Source organism: Acidobacterium sp. FHG110202_01 (assembly GCF_059115305.1).
The window spans coordinates 370,981-387,109 of sequence record NZ_JBZYWJ010000002.1; the positions used below are offsets into that span (position 1 = coordinate 370,981).

Genomic DNA, 16,129 nt, shown 5'->3' on the forward strand with positions numbered 1-16,129 from the left:
AGAAAGGGCCAGCAATGAAAGTGCTCCGAGCTATCGTCACTTTTCTGTATGAGATTTTCCTTGGTTGCCGTCACACCCAGGTAACACGTCCATTCACGATTGAACAGCAGACATATAAGGTATGCCTGGATTGCGGCAAGCGTATTTACTACTCGCCTGACACCATGCGCCCGCTGAGCGCGCGTGAAGTGCGCCGCATCGAGGCCATGCAGGCTGGCGAGCTCAAAGTCGTTCCCGTTGCCTCCGCTGCAAACACGCTGGCTTCTGAACCTGACTCCAGAGCAGCCTGATTCTCGAAGCTGAATCCTCAAAGCAGGTTCCCACACGGATGGCGCCGGAGGCGCGTATCGCTGGACGCATAGTCCCGCTTTGATAAAATTGTTGTGTAATCCCCTCTATGACAAGTTGACCGTCACAATTGTCTAATACAATTTGACCGTCAGTTATTCCTGCATGTCCGTCTCCTGGAAAATTCGTGCGTCTGCTGTGCTTGCGCCCCTGCTTCTGTTCGTCGCAGGCTGCGGCGTGCAGTTGAGCGGCATCAGCAGCGGTGGCTTTTCTGTCAGCGCGCAATCCGCCACTGTTAGCACTACGGGACAGCTGCATTTCACCGCCACCATGCCCGATGAAGAGCCTGCAGCAGTGACGTGGTCGGTCACCTCGGCTCAAAGCAACGGATCTCTCGGCGCCGGCTCCATCGATGCAACAGGCCTCTATACACCACCGAACGCGCTTACGACTGACAACCTGACCGTGCAGGTCACAGCACACTTGCAGAGCGATCCATCACGCGCCACAAGCCGCACCATCACCATCACTCCCGGATTTCTTCAGCCTCTGCTGCCGGAAAATGCAACTGTGACAGCAGGAGCAACGCTTGAAGTCTCGGCGCAGATCGCGGAGATCAACGGCGGCACAGTTCACTGGAGCCTCAATGACGGCACCACCGGAACGCTGACCCCAACCACCTGCACTAGCGGTAAGCGGCAATACACGATCTGCAAAGCCCTTTACACCGCGCCTTCAACCCTTTCATCAAAACAGTCGCTGCATGTAATTGCAACCGTGAATGATACAAATACGCAGGCGCGGCTGCACCTGCTGCTCAACAATGACGGGGTCAATTCGAGCGCTCTGGCCAATCAGTCTGTGCAGAATGGACCGGTAGTGCTTGGCGCTTCCGGCAGCAATGACACCGACTTCGACGTTTACAAAGATGCATCCGGCAACAGCTATATCGCGGACTGCTGCGGTGGCACGCTTGGCGCGCTGGTCGAAGACACGCAGCACAATCAATACATCCTGAGCAACAACCATGTCCTTGCCGAGTCCGATCAGGCAAAGATCGGCGACACCATCGACCAGCCCGGCCTTATTGACGATGCTTGCCGTCCCTTGAACCAACAGGGCTCGCCTGTACGTCCCGTAGGAACGTTGCGGCACTTCGTTCCTCTCGCCAGCAGCCTGACCAATGTGGATGCGGCTCTCGCAGCCGTCACTCCCGGCGCCGTGACCTCAGATGGCAGCATCCTTCAGCTCGGGGTACCGGACACAGCAGGCAATGCTTCGCTCGGTTCTGCTCCGCCGATGGCAGGCACAGGAGAGGACTTGAACGCCGACACCCTGAGCGGTCTGCGCGTAGTAAAAAGCGGACGCACCACCGGGCTAACCTGCTCTGCGGTCGAGACCGTGAACCTCGCAGTTAAGGTCGATTACTACAAGGACTGCGCAGAGACTCAGCCCTACTACACCAAAACCTTCACCGGACAGATCGGCATCGGCGGCGACAGTTTTTCTGACAGCGGCGATTCTGGCTCTCTCGTCGTGGACGCGAGCAATGCGCAGCCCATTGGCCTCTTCTATGCCGGAGGAACAGATGGCGACGGCAATGGTCTGAGCGTCGCCAACCCTATCAGCGATGCGCTGAACGAACTTGCCTCTGAAACCGGCTCCCGATTGAGCATCGTCGGCACAAGCAAGCCACACGCTGTCAGCTGTCTCGATTACGACAAGAACACAGAGACTCAGCCTGCGCTTCCTGACCTGTCGAACAAAGCGCAGGCCGCGGCAAAGAATGCTGCGCTTAATGCATCGGCTGAGCTGAGCCACGATAAAGGATTCCTGGGAGCCGTTGCAGGAAAGAGCGCCGACAATCCCGGTGATCCTGCGGTGGTCATCTACATTGACAAGACCAAACCCAGTGCATCCGTGCCGCAAGTCATAGCAGGTGTACGTACATCGGTTGTTCTCGCCGATGCCGCCAGCGTTGCCAGCGGCACAGCGCCAAAACTTCCTGCCGTCAGCGCAGGCATCGAGCTTTCTGCCAGTGCATTGACCAGCGCAGCCGGCATCGCAAAGCAGTATGCTGCGCAGTTGATGTCCGATCCTGCAATCTTTGGAGTTGGCGTATCACAGAGTCACGACGATCCGCGTGAAGCCGCGCTGCTCGTGCTTGTCGATATGAACAAGATGCCCAAGGCACAACCTGCAACCATCGGCGGCCTGCGCGTGCGCTACCTGCAGCTGCATCGCTTCCATGTTACCCGGTCAAAATACCCAGGAGCGCAGCGCCCGGTTTCAAGCTGTGCCTTGGCAGGGAATAGGTGATCAGCGGTCGGTAAGGTTCTGGTGTTGTTCTTCTATTCCCTACTTCCCTTCTCCCTATCTTCCTTCTAACTCACCGCCTGCTGGCTTGCTACCAGATTCTCAGCCTGCGCCTCTTCCTCCCTCACCAACGGGAAGAAGATCATGAAAACAGTACCGGATGGATGTTTCTTGTCGCTCTCCGCTGCTGCCCGGCTGCGAACGCGGATCACGCCGTGATGCTTCTGCACCACCTCCGCTCCCACCCAAAGACCAAGGCCAGTGCCGGTAGCTTCTTTCGTAGTGAAAAACGGCTCGAAGATACGCGAGCGCACCTCTTCCGGAATGCCGCAGCCTGTATCCGCAACCGCGACACGTATTCCCTCCACCGATGGGTCATTCCAGGAGCGCGACTTCCAGACATGAAGTATCAGCCTCCCTGGTCCGGGCATGATCGCGTCGAGAGCGTTGCCGATCAGGTTGGCAAAAAGCTGGCGCATCTCTCCCGCAAAGCAGAACAACTCCACATCAGGCTGATATTTCCGCCGCACTTCTACCTGCAATGAATTCACGCGACCATGGTGCAAAGTCAGCACGGAGTCCATCAGCTCACTGATATTTGCCGTTATAGGCAGCGTCGACTGCCGGTAGAAGCGCAGCGTCTGCTGCGCAATCTCTGAGACACGCGCCAGCTCGTGCTGCGCCAGCTCGACATATTTCTCTGTTTCCAGCGGAAGCCCTTCCTGGATGCGGATAAGGTAGAGGAGATTCGTCACCGCTTCCAGAGGATTGTTGATCTCGTGAGCAATCGAAGCGGCCAGGCGTCCTGCAGCAGCCAGTTTTTCAGTCTTGCGCAGCGCTTCTTCTGATGTGCGCCGCTCCGTCGTATCCACGATCACGGCGCCAACCCAGCGAACGGCATTTGTGCTGGTATGCACCGGATAAATATTCACGAGCCACGAATGCATGCGTCCCGACTCGCCGTCGAGCTCGCCCATAAGCTCCAGATCCTGCACCGGTTTGCCGGTGGCAAAGATGGAATCAATGGCGCGCTGCAGCGGCAATGCTGCCGACTGCGGAAAAACCTCAAGCACCGTGCGGCCAAGATGCCTGCTGATGGTGCTGCGGTTCATGTTCGCCAGAAACTGGTTCACGCGCACAAAGCGGAATTTGCGATCAAAGAAGGCGAAGCCGATCGGCGCATTCGCCAGCATCGAGTCGAGCAGCGCCAGCGTGTCGTTCAGTCCGGATCGCTGCTCTTCAATTGAAGCCACCATCATGTTGAAGGCGATCACCAGATCGGCCGCCTCGTTCGAAGAAGAAGCAGGCAGCGGAAATGCCGACGTGTCCTCGGGATCACGCACGATTTGACGGGTCGCGCGCATCAGCGTATTCAATGGCTTGGTAACGGTGCGCGCCATCAGTGTCGCCAGCAGCGTGCAGCCCAGTGTCGCCAGGATGGCGGAAATCAGCGTAACGCGAAGCAGCGAGTGGAGCTGCAGCCGGTCTTCCGCAACATTTGGATAAATCCACACCAGCGCCTTCACATCGCCGTCCACAATGACAGGAGCGACGATCTCGCGCAATTTGTCTCTAAGCGTAAAAATGGTTGGCTTTACCAGGCTGCGCAGATAGTTGCGCTCTGTAGGCGTCAGATTGAGCTTGCCGTTCATCGAGGCATCCGTGCCGGCAATCGCCATGCCATCGAGATCGGTGATCTGCACGCTCCCGATGCTGGGATAGCGCAGCATGGAGCCGACCATCTCCTGTAGCGAATCGGTTTTGCCCTCAGCAATAGCGCGGCCGGCCTGGAACGCCATCTGCGTCCCCTGGTACTCGAGTCGCCGGTCGACACGCTGCTGCAGCTCTTTCTGTTGCTCACGCACCAGAAAAAACGTAAAGAGGCCCAGCGCCAGCAGTTCAAATAGAACGAGGCTGGCAACCAACTGACCGCGAATTGTTCGTGGCCGAAGCAAGCGCCTGTGTCCTTTGGGTAGCAGGTATTTACAAGATTACGCCCTTCATACCCCGGCAGACTTTCCTTCAGATGGCACGCCCCCGCGCTTTTATTCACGCCATCCTGACTTCAGCATTCCCTGCAGTTCTTTTTCTTTTTGTAATCAAGGCCTTTAAGCCTCAGAACCACAGTCTTTCCAATCCGTCTCTGCTAGTGCGCCGCAAGGCGCGCATCTATTTTTTCCTTCAGATCTGCGGCGATCTGCCGCCCATGAAAACGGCCATTCTCAATAAAAATTTCGTTCGTCCGTTCGCCGGCGATAATCACTCCGGCAAGATAGATTCCGGGCACGTTGCTCTCCAGGCTCTGCGGATTGCACTCCGGGCAGCGGTGCCTGCTTTCCAGGCGTACGCCCATCGCTGTAAGAAAATCAAAATCAGGATGATAGCCCGTCATGGCAAATACATAGTCATTCTTGAGCGTCACGCTGCCCTCAGGCGTATTCAATGTGACAGTGTCTTCCTCAATGCGCTCCACCGAGCTCTCAAAATGTGCCGTGATTTCCCCATTCTTGATGCGGTTTTCAATATCCGGCAGAATCCAGTACTTCACATGTTTGTGCATCGAAGGCCCTCTATGCACCAGCGTCACCCGCGCTCCATGACGCCAGAGATCCAGCGCCGCAATGGCCGCTGAATTCTTTCCTCCGATTACCAGCACATCAAGATCATAGTATGGATGCGGATCGTCATAGTAGTGATGCACCTTGGGCAGGTCTTCGCCCGCAATACCGAGATAATTGGGCAGATCGTAATATCCCGTAGCTACCACCAGCTTGCGCGCATAATGCGTAAATTTGCGTCCGAAGTGGTCGGTTACGTGGACACGGAAGTCGCCATCCGAACCTATGACTGAATCCACGTTCTGGTACTGCCGCACATCGAGTTGATAATGCTCGGCCACCTTGCGGTAATATTCGAGCGCCTCGTTGCGGCTGGGCTTCTGGTTCACGCTGGGAAAGGGAATGTCGCCGATCTCCAGCAGCTCCGGCGTGGTAAAGAACGTCATGTGCGAGGGATAGTGAAAGATGGAGTTGCACAGACAGCCCTTATCCACCAGGACACTGCGCAGCCCGCTGCGCTGCGCCTCAATCGCGCAGGCCATTCCCGTAGGCCCGGCGCCAATGACAAGAACATCGAAGACCTCATGCGGCTGCGTATTTTCACCCATGTTTTTAGATTAGACGATATCAAAGCCCACGGGCTGCACGAACATGGGTGCCCCATCCTGTCGTCGTGTTTTTCGGCGACAGGGTGGGTTATTCGTTAAAATTAAAGAAGAAACCATGGCAACCATCAAGCAGGAAGACCTGATCCAGAGCGTAGCCGACGCGCTGCAATACATCAGCTACTACCATCCGGTGGACTACATCACCAATCTCGCTCGCGCCTACGAGCGCGAAGAGTCGCCTGCCGCGAAGGACGCCATGGCGCAGATTCTCATCAACTCACGCATGTGCGCCGAGGGCCACCGCCCCATCTGCCAGGACACCGGCATCGTCACCGTTTTCCTCAAGATCGGCATGGACGTCCGCTGGGACTCCGAGCTTACCGTCGAAGAAATGGTCAATGCAGGCGTGCGCCGCGCTTACCTCAATCCGGACAACGTTCTGCGTGCCTCCGTGCTCGCCGACCCCGCAGGAGCGCGCAAGAATACCCGCGATAACACCCCGGCTGTCGTTAGTATCCAGTTGGTAAAAGGGGGCGAGGTTGAAGTTATCGTAGCAGCAAAGGGCGGAGGTTCTGAAGCTAAATCCAAGTTCGCCATGCTGAACCCATCTGACTCCATCATCGACTGGGTGCTCAAGACTGTGCCCACCATGGGCGCGGGCTGGTGTCCTCCGGGAATGCTCGGCATCGGCATTGGCGGCACAGCAGAAAAGGCCATGCTGCTCGCCAAGGAAGCGCTTATGGAGCCGATCGACATTCAGGATGTCATCGCGCGCGGCCCGAAGAACACGATCGAAGAGATGCGCGTCGAACTCTACAAAAAAGTGAACGAGCTGGGCATCGGCGCGCAGGGACTCGGCGGCCTGACCACAGTGCTCGATGTGAAGATTCTCGATTACCCAACGCACGCGGCCAACCTGCCCATCGCCATGATTCCTAACTGTGCCGCCACGCGCCACGCTCACTTCACGCTCGATGGCTCAGGGCCCGTAGCGCTTGATCCGCCGTCGCTCGATGACTGGCCGAAGCTGACCTATGACACATCGTCTGCGCGCCGCGTTAACCTCGACACCGTGACCCGTGAAGAAGTAGCTACATGGAAACCCGGCGAAGTGCTGCTGCTCAACGGCAAGCTGCTCACCGGACGCGACGCCGCGCACAAGCGCATGACCGACATGCTCAATCGCGGCGAAAAGCTGCCGGTCGACTTCACCAATCGCTTCATCTACTACGTCGGTCCTGTCGATCCTGTGCGCGAAGAAGTGGTCGGCCCCGCCGGCCCCACTACCGCAACGCGCATGGACAAGTTCACGCGGCAGATGCTCGAACAGACTGAACTGCTGGGCATGGTCGGCAAAGCCGAGCGCGGCCCTGTGGCCATCGAGGCCATCCGTGATAACAATGCTGTGTACCTCATGGCCGTTGGTGGAGCGGCCTATCTTGTCTCGAAGGCCATCAAGGCATCACGCGTGCTCGCATTCGAAGACCTCGGCATGGAAGCCATCTACGAGTTTGAAGTCGCCGACATGCCCGTAACCGTAGCCGTCGATTCCAAGGGAACCTCCGTCCACGAAACTGGCCCGAAGGAATGGCAGGCGAAGATTCAAGCGAAGTTCGCCGGCATTCCGATTCTTGCCTGAGTTAGAAGCACAGTGTCTCTGTGATTTCTGTGCACTCTGTGGTGAAAGAAGTTTCTCTCGCGTATCTTGGCGTTTTTAGCGCCTTGGCGGTAGATTTTTCCAATCAGTCAGACGTGGATATCTCTTGCCCGTCTTTTACGTCGGGCATCTAATACTCAGAGATGCCCGGCACACGCAAAGAAAAAGATTCCCTCGGACAAGTCGAAGTCCCCGAGCGCGCCTATTACGGAGCGCAAACCGCACGCGCCGTTGAGAACTACCCTATCTCCGGCATGCATGCGCATCCCGCATTGATCCGCGCCTTCGGCATGGTGAAATGCGCGGCGGCTGAAGCCAATAAAGATCTCGGCTTGCTCGATGCAAAGCGCGCAGACGCCATCATCCAGGCCACTCAGGAAGTCATCGACAGCAAGTGGAACGATGAATTCGTGGTCGATGTCTTCCAGGCCGGAGCAGGCGTCAGCTTCCACATGAACACCAATGAGGTCATCGCCAACCGCGCCAACGAAATCCTCGGTGGCAAGCTGGGCGAATATGCCGTGGTTCATCCCAACGACCACGTTAACTATGGCCAATCGACCAACGACGTCTTCCCCACCGGAATGCGCGTGGCCACGCTGCTGAATCTGGAAACACTGTATCCCGTGCTCGATGCGCTCGTCGCTTCTTTCGCAGCAAAGGCAAAAGAGTTTGACGGGATCATGAAGTCCGGGCGCACCCATATGCAGGATGCTGTGCCCATCCGTCTGGGACAGGAGTTCGCCGCATACGGAATCGCGATTGCGAAAGGAAAGAAGGCCCTCGAACAGGCTGCCGGTTCCCTCCGCGAGCTGGGGCTGGGCGGCAGTGCCGTAGGCACGGGCATCAACACGCATCCCGACTATCGCGCCAGGGCCATCGCAAGCCTCGCCCGCATCTCCGGACAAAAATTAATCCCGGCCGAAGACATGCGCTGGGCCATGCAGTCGAATGCCTCGATGGGCGAAGTCAGCGCGGTGCTGCGGGCCATTGCGCTTGAAGTCATCCGCATCTCGAACGACCTGCGCCTCATGTCATCCGGCCCCAATACAGGCTTCAACGAAATCCATCTGCCCAGCCTGCAGCCCGGCTCATCGATCATGCCGGGAAAGATCAATCCGGTCATGCCGGAGCTCGCTGCGATGGTGAGCTTTCAGGTCATCGGAAACGATGCGGCTGTAGCCTACGCCGTGCAGGCTGGTCAGCTCGAGCTGAACGTGATGATGCCGACGATGGCCTATAACGTTCTGCAGAGCACTACGATCCTCGCCAACATGCTGCGTCAATTCAACGATCGCTGCGTCGCCGGAATCACCGCCAACGTCGAGCGCAACAACTTCTACGCGCAAAGCACCGTCTCGCTGGCCACCGCGCTCAATCCTTATATTGGCTATGCCAAGGCCGCCGAGATCGTAAAAGAATCGATTGCCTCCGGAAAGTCGATCATCGAGATTGCCCGCTCAAGGCAGCTGCTGAGCGAAGCGGAGATCGCCGAAATCCTGGACCCTGCGCGCATGACCGAGCCGCAGCCTCCGCTTGAAGCGGCGAAGAAGCGGGACAACGCGTGACCTGCGAATAGAAAAGCCATGCGCAATGCATGGCTTTTTCGGAACACTCACAACGGCCGCTTACTGCCGTCCAAAGCGATATACAACCCCCGCAGTAAATCCGCGATTGTTCTGCGTGGTACCGCCATATCTACTCATCAGGTAGTTCGGAGTAAGACGGATAGCCAGCCCAGGGCTCAGGTTGTAGTCCACCGAAGCGCCGACCGTCAGATTGAAAGAATTCCCGTCTTTATAGAGGCCGATCAACTCCGGAGGCAGTCCGCCTGTGCCGGTCCCGAAATTGCCGTGCCCCACACCAGCCAGGACATGCGCCGTCCATCCCCAATGCAGTCCTTCAAAAAAGCGGACTGTCGGGCCGGCCATGAAAGTGTATTGGCTGATGCTCGGCTGGTACACACTGTACGGGTTCCGGCCCGTGTAGGCTGTGCCGTAATAGCCGCGGCCATCGGCCGTAATCCCGATCTTGCCGAAAGCATAATCGGTAATGCCAGCATGCCAGCCGGACTCATTGATGTGCTGCAGGTTGTCCCCGGGACGGAAGCGCAGATAATCCCCGCCGAAATAAGCCTCGTATTTGTGCGTGTAGGTATCCTGAATCGTCTGCTGGTCGCGCAGCCGGCGGCGCGCCTTCACTCGCTCCTGCGCCTGGCGCAGCACCTGGGCGCGCTCCTGCGTATTCTGCTGCGGCTGTGGTGGAGGCGCAGTTTGTTGGGGAGCAGTCTGTTGCGTCGTCTGCTGTTGATCGGTGATTTGTTGCGCGTGCGTTTGAAGCGCCGCCAAAGTTACGAGTGTGAATGCCAGAACCGGATAAAAACGGTTGGATTGAAACATGAACCTGAGTGCCTCCACTGCCGGCGAAAACAAAAAGTCTAGGCCACCGTGCCTGGTCATAAAGACAGTACCGGTTTGTAAGGCCAAAGCTCTTTTTATTCTAGTGCCTTAGACGGATTTGCGGGGCTTCCGGCATCCGCTTTCTACCGCATGACATCTCTTACATCAAGAAATCACTTGCCCTGCGGACCTTATGCCTGTTTTCCTGTTGGGGCACCTGGATTTTGAAAAACCATCATCTTCTTCAGGAAAACAACTGCATGAAAGGATTCATCATCGGCCTTATTCTCGGGCTCGCCGTGATACCAGTCACTGTCTTTCTGTATTTCCGCACAGGCCATCCCCCAGTTGCCGTCGCAGACCCGCCCTTCCCCATGGAGCGCCAGTTTGTACGAGCTCCGCTGCACGCTCGCATTGACAAGGAAATGCCGAAAAGCGCGCCTATCTCTCCAAGTGAAACAAACCTTCTCATTGGTGCGCATATCTACCGGCAGCACTGCGCTGTATGCCATGGCCTCTATGGCCACCCCACGGATTTTGCCGAGCATATGTACCCCAAGGCTCCGCACCTGTGGCAGCCTCATGGTAACGGAATCGTGGGCGTCAGCGATGATCCGCCGGGAGAAACCTTTTGGAAGATGAAAAACGGCATTCGCCTTACCGGAATGCCGTCCTTCGATCAGGTACTGAATGACACGCAGATGTGGCAGGTCACGATCCTGCTGGCGAACGCCAACCAGACCCTTCCTGCAAGCGTCTTCAACCTGCTGAAACAGCCTCTGGATCTCGACCCACAGATAGCGCCGTCCGCAGGCGCCTTGCCGGATGCGAAATAGTAGTATCTTGGTGGTATGAAGGAGAAGACATCCATCACACTATCTCAGGATGTGCTGGTAAAGATCGACCGCATGGCTGGCACAAGAGTTTCACGATCGGCCTTCATTGAAGAGGTGCTCCGCGATTATTTCCGTCAGAGGGCCCGTCGACAGCAGCATACGCGTGATCTTCGCCGCATCAACGCTGCCAGCGATCGTTTAAATCAGGAAGTCGCCGAAGTCCTGGGATATCAAGCTTTTGACTAATAGAAAGGCGTCGGGAGCCAGCGATGAAGCGCGGAGAGCTGTATCGGGTGTTTCGGCCAGGCGGAGACTCAAAGCAATTTAGAGCTTTCGTTATCGTTAGCCGTCAAATCCTAGTTGATTCCCGTTTTTCAACCGTGATTTGCGCCCCCGTTTTCACTGCTGGTGAAGGTCTTTCAACGCAAATTGCTGTCGGCCCTTGATGAAGGATTGAAGCATGAAAGCTGGATCATGTGACAATCTCGTGAGCATCCATAAATCCGATCTCACCCAATATGTCGGTTCTCTTTCCAGCGCCAAACTCGCAGAACTGAACCGCTCACTGAGAACGGCCCTCGACCTGGGCTAAAAATGAAAGCGAGGCACGCAAACAAACCGTGCCTCGCTTTTAACTCAATACGACGACTTGATCGCGTAAGTCACGCCCATAGTGAACGTGAACGAGTTACGCTTTGTCGGCGGCACCGTGGCCGGCGGATCATTCAGATACGAATCCACCGACCCGACTGTGAAGCTCAGGTTCTTGTAAGTCGGGAAGACAAGCGAATCCGTCTCCGTGACCGAGTAGTCATGGAGCTGGTTCCATGCAGGGATATACAGCAGCTGCTGATTGAAGACCAGCCCTTTGGGCAGCTTTCGGTTGTAGTTGGCTCCAATCGTAGAACCGATCAGGTTTATTTCTGATTGCGCCGGCGGAATGACGTTGAAGAATGCCTGTCGCTCATACTGGACAGTTCCCTTCAAGTCGAGCTCCTGCTTGGCGTCTTTGAATGCTGTCCAGCCAAGACCGCCGCCATAAATCTGCTGCAGGCCGAGGCTCTGGCTGTAGTTGGTGTCGAAAGCAACCATGCCAAGCGCATATACGCGCGGCGAAAAGTACTCGTCGCGTTCCGCATCTGCATGCAGGATCGAGCTCTTCGTGAAGGTTGCCGGGACAACAGCACCCGTTGTCGGATCAGTATAGGCAGGCTGCGTGATCTTTCCGTAGGACTGCATATAATCGATCGTCGTGCGGTTGCGCGGATCAAGCCAGCTCACCGTCGGCACCACGCGCATAAGGTTCACGGCGCCGGTAAAGGTGTACTGGTTCTGTGTTGCTGAAACGATCGTGGCTCCGGCTGTTGCACCGCCGTTCCATCCCTGGAAAAAGCCCGGGTGACCGCGCAGCTGCTTGTCAAAAGTGGTTTCATCCACCACAACCTGCGCATTCTTCACGGGAATTGCAGGAATGGTTGCCGTAGCCGACTGCATCGCAATCTGCTGGTCAGATACGGAGACCGTCCCGATGGGGAAATCCGGTGGAACATGACCGTCTTTGATCTTAACGCCTTTTTGAAGGACAGCCAGCTTCTGCGCAGTGTGCAGTTCCTTCACCTTGTCCCAGCCAATGTTCACATCGCCTACAACATCGCTGTGGAACGTGACCGTATCGCCGATCGATCGCACGAATTTTCCCGTAAGCTGATCACCGTTCGTGAAGATGATCACGTCGGGTTGAGGCTTAGGCTGGTCGTCAGCGGCAAACAGGTTTGCTGTGGAAACGAAAAGCGCCGCTGCGGCAGCAAGCAGAAAAAATGGGCGGCTCACACGGGGAATGAGAGTCAGCATAGAAAAGCGTCTACTCCTAAAAAGATTTTTGCGGCTTCAATCAGGGGCCCGAACCCTATAGGTCTTTCTGATGCGCACACAGGAAAAGCAGCAAACGGAATTAAAAGTAAGTCAAGAGCCATGATACTGCTTTCAGCCCTTTAGAATCTTCACAATCAGGAAGAAAACCCGTGACAATTTCGATACTGCTTTGAACGCGAAACCCTGCCTTTAAAATAAATTCATGTCGATCACACGCCAGCAAGCCCTCGATTTCTTCCTTTCCGACGACCTCATCGGTCTCGGCATGGAAGCCAATGCAGCACGAAATAAGATGCACCCCGAGGGCGTGGTCACCTATGTCGTTGACCATGGTGCACCTTCTGATTCCGGGATACAACTGCAGCCCAATGAAGAGCGCTCGATCGAATGGTTTGAGCAGTCGCTGAGCAGCCTCCGGCAGCAATTTCCACAGACACCGTTGCACGGCTTTACTGGTTCCGAACTTCTCACCCTCGCAAAGCGAAGCAATGTCAGCCTGCACGAGACGCTGATGCGCCTGCACGATGCCGGTCTCGACTCCATCGCAACAGGCGGCAATGTCTTCGCAGTGTCTTCTCCTGATGAATGGCCGACGGTGCATCGCACTGCGCATCAAGTCGGTATGCGGACGTCTGTTTCTGTGATCTTTGGCGCTGGCGAGAACTTCGACGAGCGTCTGGATGTGCTCGACCAGATTCGCCAATTACAGGAAGAGACCCGGGGACTCATCGCCTTCACTCCCGTAAGCCATACACCTGAGCGAGAACTGGACGCCCCCACCGGCGTCGAGTACCTGAAGATGCTCGCCATCTCACGCCTCTATCTCGACAGCATCGAGAACATCCAGGCCAGCCCTGTCTCCCAGGGACTGAAGGTATTGCAAATGGGCCTGCGCTTCGGCGCTAACGATACGGGTTCCGTCCGAAACAATGCTGCAGAAGAAGATCTCCGCCGCATCATTCGCGATGCAGGCTATAGACCTGCCGAGCGCGACCTGCTCTACAGGACCATGTTCCTGAATTAGCTCCTGACATTCTGATATTCTGAATATCGGAGATTCTGCCATGGAAACCAGCCGCATGGGAAAACGCGGGACCATCGTTGTCCCGGTAAAGCTGCGTCAGCGCTTCGGGCTCAAAGAAGGCGACCTGCTCGTGACCGAAGAACGCGAAGATGGCATCCTCCTTCGCCCTGCCATTGCAGTGCCAGTGGAAATCTACACCCCAGAGCGCAAAGCCGAGTTTCTGCTGAACAATGCGGTGACTCAGGAGAACTACGACGATGCCTGCGAGGCCATACGCGAAATGGGTCTCAACCCGAGGAAAATCCCCAACACGAAGAATGCCCGTCGTGAATTACTCCCAACGAACAAGGAATTTGATGCAATGATGGCCGGGCTTCAAAAGAAACTGGCTAAAGCCGAACCACCCCGTAAAAGACGTCATGCCTGACCAGATTTACGTCTTCATCGACGCCAACATTCCCTTTTCGGCCTCTTACCAGATCAATCACCCTTTTCTCCAGTTCTGGAACACCCTTGGCGTAATTTCTATGACCTCGTTCTATGCTGCAAACGAAGCAAAGCGGAATTGCAAGAGCGTCGAACAGATGGGGCGCCTGGAACAATTGCTAGAAAGAACATTCATGGTTTCAGATATGCCGGGAGATTCTCTTCCTGCCCACATCAGGTTGCCTCGGAAAGACCAGCCAATAATCATGGCCAGTGCAATCCGTTCAGGGGCTCACTATCTGGTTACAGGCGATACGGCGCACTTCTCAGCGTTCATGGACCGCCCGATAACGACACATCTCGGCATACTCACTGTCTTGAGACCTTCAATACTGCTTGCAATGCTGGCAAAAAGAACTTGATTTCTACTCCCGTCCCGTACAATAACGTTTGGCCATTCGCGCGGAGGCTATGCGCTGTTTATCCAGGTTGCATCTCACATCCCGATGCTCTATCCAGTCCATAGCTGCATAGCATTGCTGGCGCAGGTGAACCAGCACAGCCTCTCGCACTACCTGCGCTCACACTACGGCACCAATCCCTTCCAGCATCTCTACCGTTGGAACCTCTTTGACACCGCACTGCTCATTCCCTATTTCGTCGTGATGGTGATCCTGGCGTTCTATGGGCTGCATCGTTATCAGCTGGTCTATCTCTATTACAAGCATCGCAAAAATGCCGCTAAAGAGCCTCCGAAGCATTTCACGCAGCTTCCGCGCGTCACCGTCCAGCTTCCGATTTTCAACGAGCAATTCGTCATTGACCGCCTGATCGATGCCTGCTGCAACCTTGACTATCCGCGTGAGCTGCTTGAAATCCAGGTGCTCGACGACTCGACCGACGAGACCAAAGAAGTGGCTCGAAATCTCGTCGAGCAGTATCGCGCCGCAGGCAATCCTATCGTCTACATCCATCGCGAAGACCGTTACGGATTCAAAGCCGGCGCCCTCGATCATGGCCTGAAGACCGCAAGTGGAGAACTCGTCGCCATCTTCGACGCCGACTTCGTCCCGCCGCGCGACTGGTTGATGCGGGTCGTCCATCACTTCGCCGAACCGGACGTGGGCATGGTGCAGACGCGCTGGACGCATCTCAACCGCGACTACAGCTTTCTCACGCAGGTAGAAGCCATCCTGCTCGATGGCCACTTTGTGCTCGAGCACGGCGGACGCTCACGCGCCCAGGTCTTCTTCAACTTCAACGGCACGGCCGGCATGTGGCGCCGCAACGCGATTGACGAAGCAGGCGGCTGGCAGCACGACACTCTCACCGAAGACACAGACCTGAGCTACAGAGCACAGCTCAAGGGCTGGCGCTTCAGATATCTCCAGGACGTGGAATGCCCGGCAGAAGTGCCCATTGAGATGACTGCTTTCAAAACGCAGCAGGCACGATGGGCCAAGGGCCTCATCCAGACATCGAAAAAGATCCTGCCCAGAATTTTGAAGAGCGACGCCCCGTTCCACGTCAAGACCGAGGCCTGGTATCACCTCACCGCAAACATCAGCTATCCGCTGATGGTCATCCTCTCCACGCTGCTGATGCCGGCCATGATCATCCGCTTCTATCAGGGATGGCTACAGATGCTCTTCATCGATGTCCCTTTGTTCATGGCGTCGACCTTCTCCATCTCATCGTTCTATCTGGTCTCGCAGAAGGAACTCTATCCGCGCACCTGGTACCGGACATTTCTCTACCTGCCTTTCCTGATGTCGCTCGGTATCGGATTGACCGTCACCAATACCCGGGCCGTGCTCGAAGCGCTCTTCGGTATCAAGAGCTCCTTCAAGCGCACGCCGAAGTATCGCGTAGAAAAGCGCGGAGAGAAATCAAAGGCCGCCAAATATCGCAAACGCCTCGGCATCGTTCCCTGGCTTGAACTGCTCATCGGCTGCTACTTCGCTCTTACCATCTGGTACGCCATCAGCAATGAGAACTACTTCACCGTGCCCTTCCTGCTGCTCTTCGTCGTAGGCTACTGGTATACCGGATTGCTCTCCCTGCTGCAGGGACGCTTCGAGCGCTGGCGTTCTGGCGCGAACTTTGAAGAATCCTCACCCAAGCCGTACCCTGTCGGTATTTAGT

The 16,129-nt window shown here is 56.2% G+C and carries 15 protein-coding genes; 11 read left to right on the forward strand and 4 right to left on the reverse strand.

The window, feature by feature from the left end:
- Positions 1-14: 14 nt before the first annotated feature.
- Both AC5S16_RS04845 and AC5S16_RS04850 read left to right on the forward strand, forming a co-directional pair.
- Entirely contained in the window at positions 15-290 is a 276-nt protein-coding gene (locus AC5S16_RS04845; protein WP_493928900.1) for a hypothetical protein, read from the forward strand.
- A gap of 163 nt (positions 291-453) precedes the next feature.
- Complete coding sequence (locus AC5S16_RS04850) at positions 454-2,607, forward strand: chymotrypsin family serine protease (protein ID WP_493928901.1); 2,154 nt, start codon at positions 454-456, stop codon at positions 2,605-2,607.
- A gap of 65 nt (positions 2,608-2,672) precedes the next feature.
- Here AC5S16_RS04850 and AC5S16_RS04855 read toward each other — a convergent pair whose 3' ends face one another.
- Both AC5S16_RS04855 and AC5S16_RS04860 read right to left on the reverse strand, forming a co-directional pair.
- Entirely contained in the window at positions 2,673-4,559 is a 1,887-nt protein-coding gene (locus tag AC5S16_RS04855) for a sensor histidine kinase (protein WP_493928902.1), read from the reverse strand.
- 191 nt (positions 4,560-4,750) lie between these two features.
- Positions 4,751-5,770 (reverse strand): YpdA family putative bacillithiol disulfide reductase, encoded by a 1,020-nt coding sequence (locus AC5S16_RS04860; protein ID WP_493928903.1) that lies wholly within the window; start codon positions 5,768-5,770, stop codon positions 4,751-4,753.
- 115 nt (positions 5,771-5,885) lie between these two features.
- Here AC5S16_RS04860 and AC5S16_RS04865 point away from each other — a divergent pair, with 115 nt between their 5' ends.
- Positions 5,886-7,409 carry a fumarate hydratase gene (locus AC5S16_RS04865; protein WP_493928904.1) on the forward strand — a complete coding sequence of 508 codons (1,524 nt, stop codon included), beginning with the start codon at positions 5,886-5,888 and terminating at the stop codon, positions 7,407-7,409.
- Between the two features lie 161 nt (positions 7,410-7,570).
- Positions 7,571-8,995, forward strand: a complete 1,425-nt coding sequence (locus tag AC5S16_RS04870) for an aspartate ammonia-lyase (RefSeq protein WP_493928905.1) — start codon at positions 7,571-7,573, stop codon at positions 8,993-8,995.
- A gap of 60 nt (positions 8,996-9,055) precedes the next feature.
- Here the strand turns inward: AC5S16_RS04870 and AC5S16_RS04875 are convergent, their stop codons facing one another.
- Positions 9,056-9,826, reverse strand: a complete 771-nt coding sequence (locus tag AC5S16_RS04875; RefSeq protein ID WP_493928906.1) for an outer membrane protein — start codon at positions 9,824-9,826, stop codon at positions 9,056-9,058.
- 260 nt (positions 9,827-10,086) lie between these two features.
- Between AC5S16_RS04875 and AC5S16_RS04880 the strand changes: the two genes are divergently transcribed.
- The 3 genes from AC5S16_RS04880 (at position 10,087) to AC5S16_RS04890 (ending at position 11,254) form a co-directional block, all read left to right on the forward strand.
- The gene (locus tag AC5S16_RS04880) at positions 10,087-10,662 is read left to right on the forward strand and encodes a c-type cytochrome (protein WP_493928907.1); all 576 of its coding nucleotides are present in this window, start codon (positions 10,087-10,089) and stop codon (positions 10,660-10,662) included.
- A gap of 15 nt (positions 10,663-10,677) precedes the next feature.
- Entirely contained in the window at positions 10,678-10,908 is a 231-nt protein-coding gene (locus tag AC5S16_RS04885; protein WP_493928908.1) for a ribbon-helix-helix protein, CopG family, read from the forward strand.
- Between the two features lie 214 nt (positions 10,909-11,122).
- Positions 11,123-11,254 carry a hypothetical protein gene (locus tag AC5S16_RS04890; RefSeq protein WP_493928909.1) on the forward strand — a complete coding sequence of 44 codons (132 nt, stop codon included), beginning with the start codon at positions 11,123-11,125 and terminating at the stop codon, positions 11,252-11,254.
- Positions 11,255-11,298: 44 nt separating this feature from the next.
- Here AC5S16_RS04890 and AC5S16_RS04895 read toward each other — a convergent pair whose 3' ends face one another.
- Complete coding sequence (locus AC5S16_RS04895) at positions 11,299-12,513, reverse strand: DUF481 domain-containing protein (protein WP_493928910.1); 1,215 nt, start codon at positions 12,511-12,513, stop codon at positions 11,299-11,301.
- A 223-nt stretch (positions 12,514-12,736) separates the two neighbouring features.
- Here AC5S16_RS04895 and AC5S16_RS04900 point away from each other — a divergent pair, with 223 nt between their 5' ends.
- From AC5S16_RS04900 to AC5S16_RS04915, 4 genes are all read left to right on the forward strand, one after another.
- On the forward strand, positions 12,737-13,558 hold the full coding sequence (locus AC5S16_RS04900; RefSeq protein ID WP_493928911.1) for a radical SAM protein: 822 nt from the start codon (positions 12,737-12,739) through the stop codon (positions 13,556-13,558).
- A gap of 40 nt (positions 13,559-13,598) precedes the next feature.
- The gene (locus AC5S16_RS04905; RefSeq protein ID WP_493928912.1) at positions 13,599-13,985 is read left to right on the forward strand and encodes an AbrB/MazE/SpoVT family DNA-binding domain-containing protein; all 387 of its coding nucleotides are present in this window, start codon (positions 13,599-13,601) and stop codon (positions 13,983-13,985) included.
- Entirely contained in the window at positions 13,978-14,406 is a 429-nt protein-coding gene (locus AC5S16_RS04910) for a hypothetical protein (RefSeq protein ID WP_493928913.1), read from the forward strand. Before AC5S16_RS04905 ends, AC5S16_RS04910 begins: the two co-directional genes overlap by 8 nt.
- A gap of 84 nt (positions 14,407-14,490) precedes the next feature.
- A complete protein-coding gene (locus AC5S16_RS04915) occupies positions 14,491-16,128 on the forward strand; it encodes a cellulose synthase family protein (protein WP_493928914.1) in 1,638 nt (545 codons plus the stop codon).
- The last annotated feature ends 1 nt before the right edge of the window (position 16,129 follow it).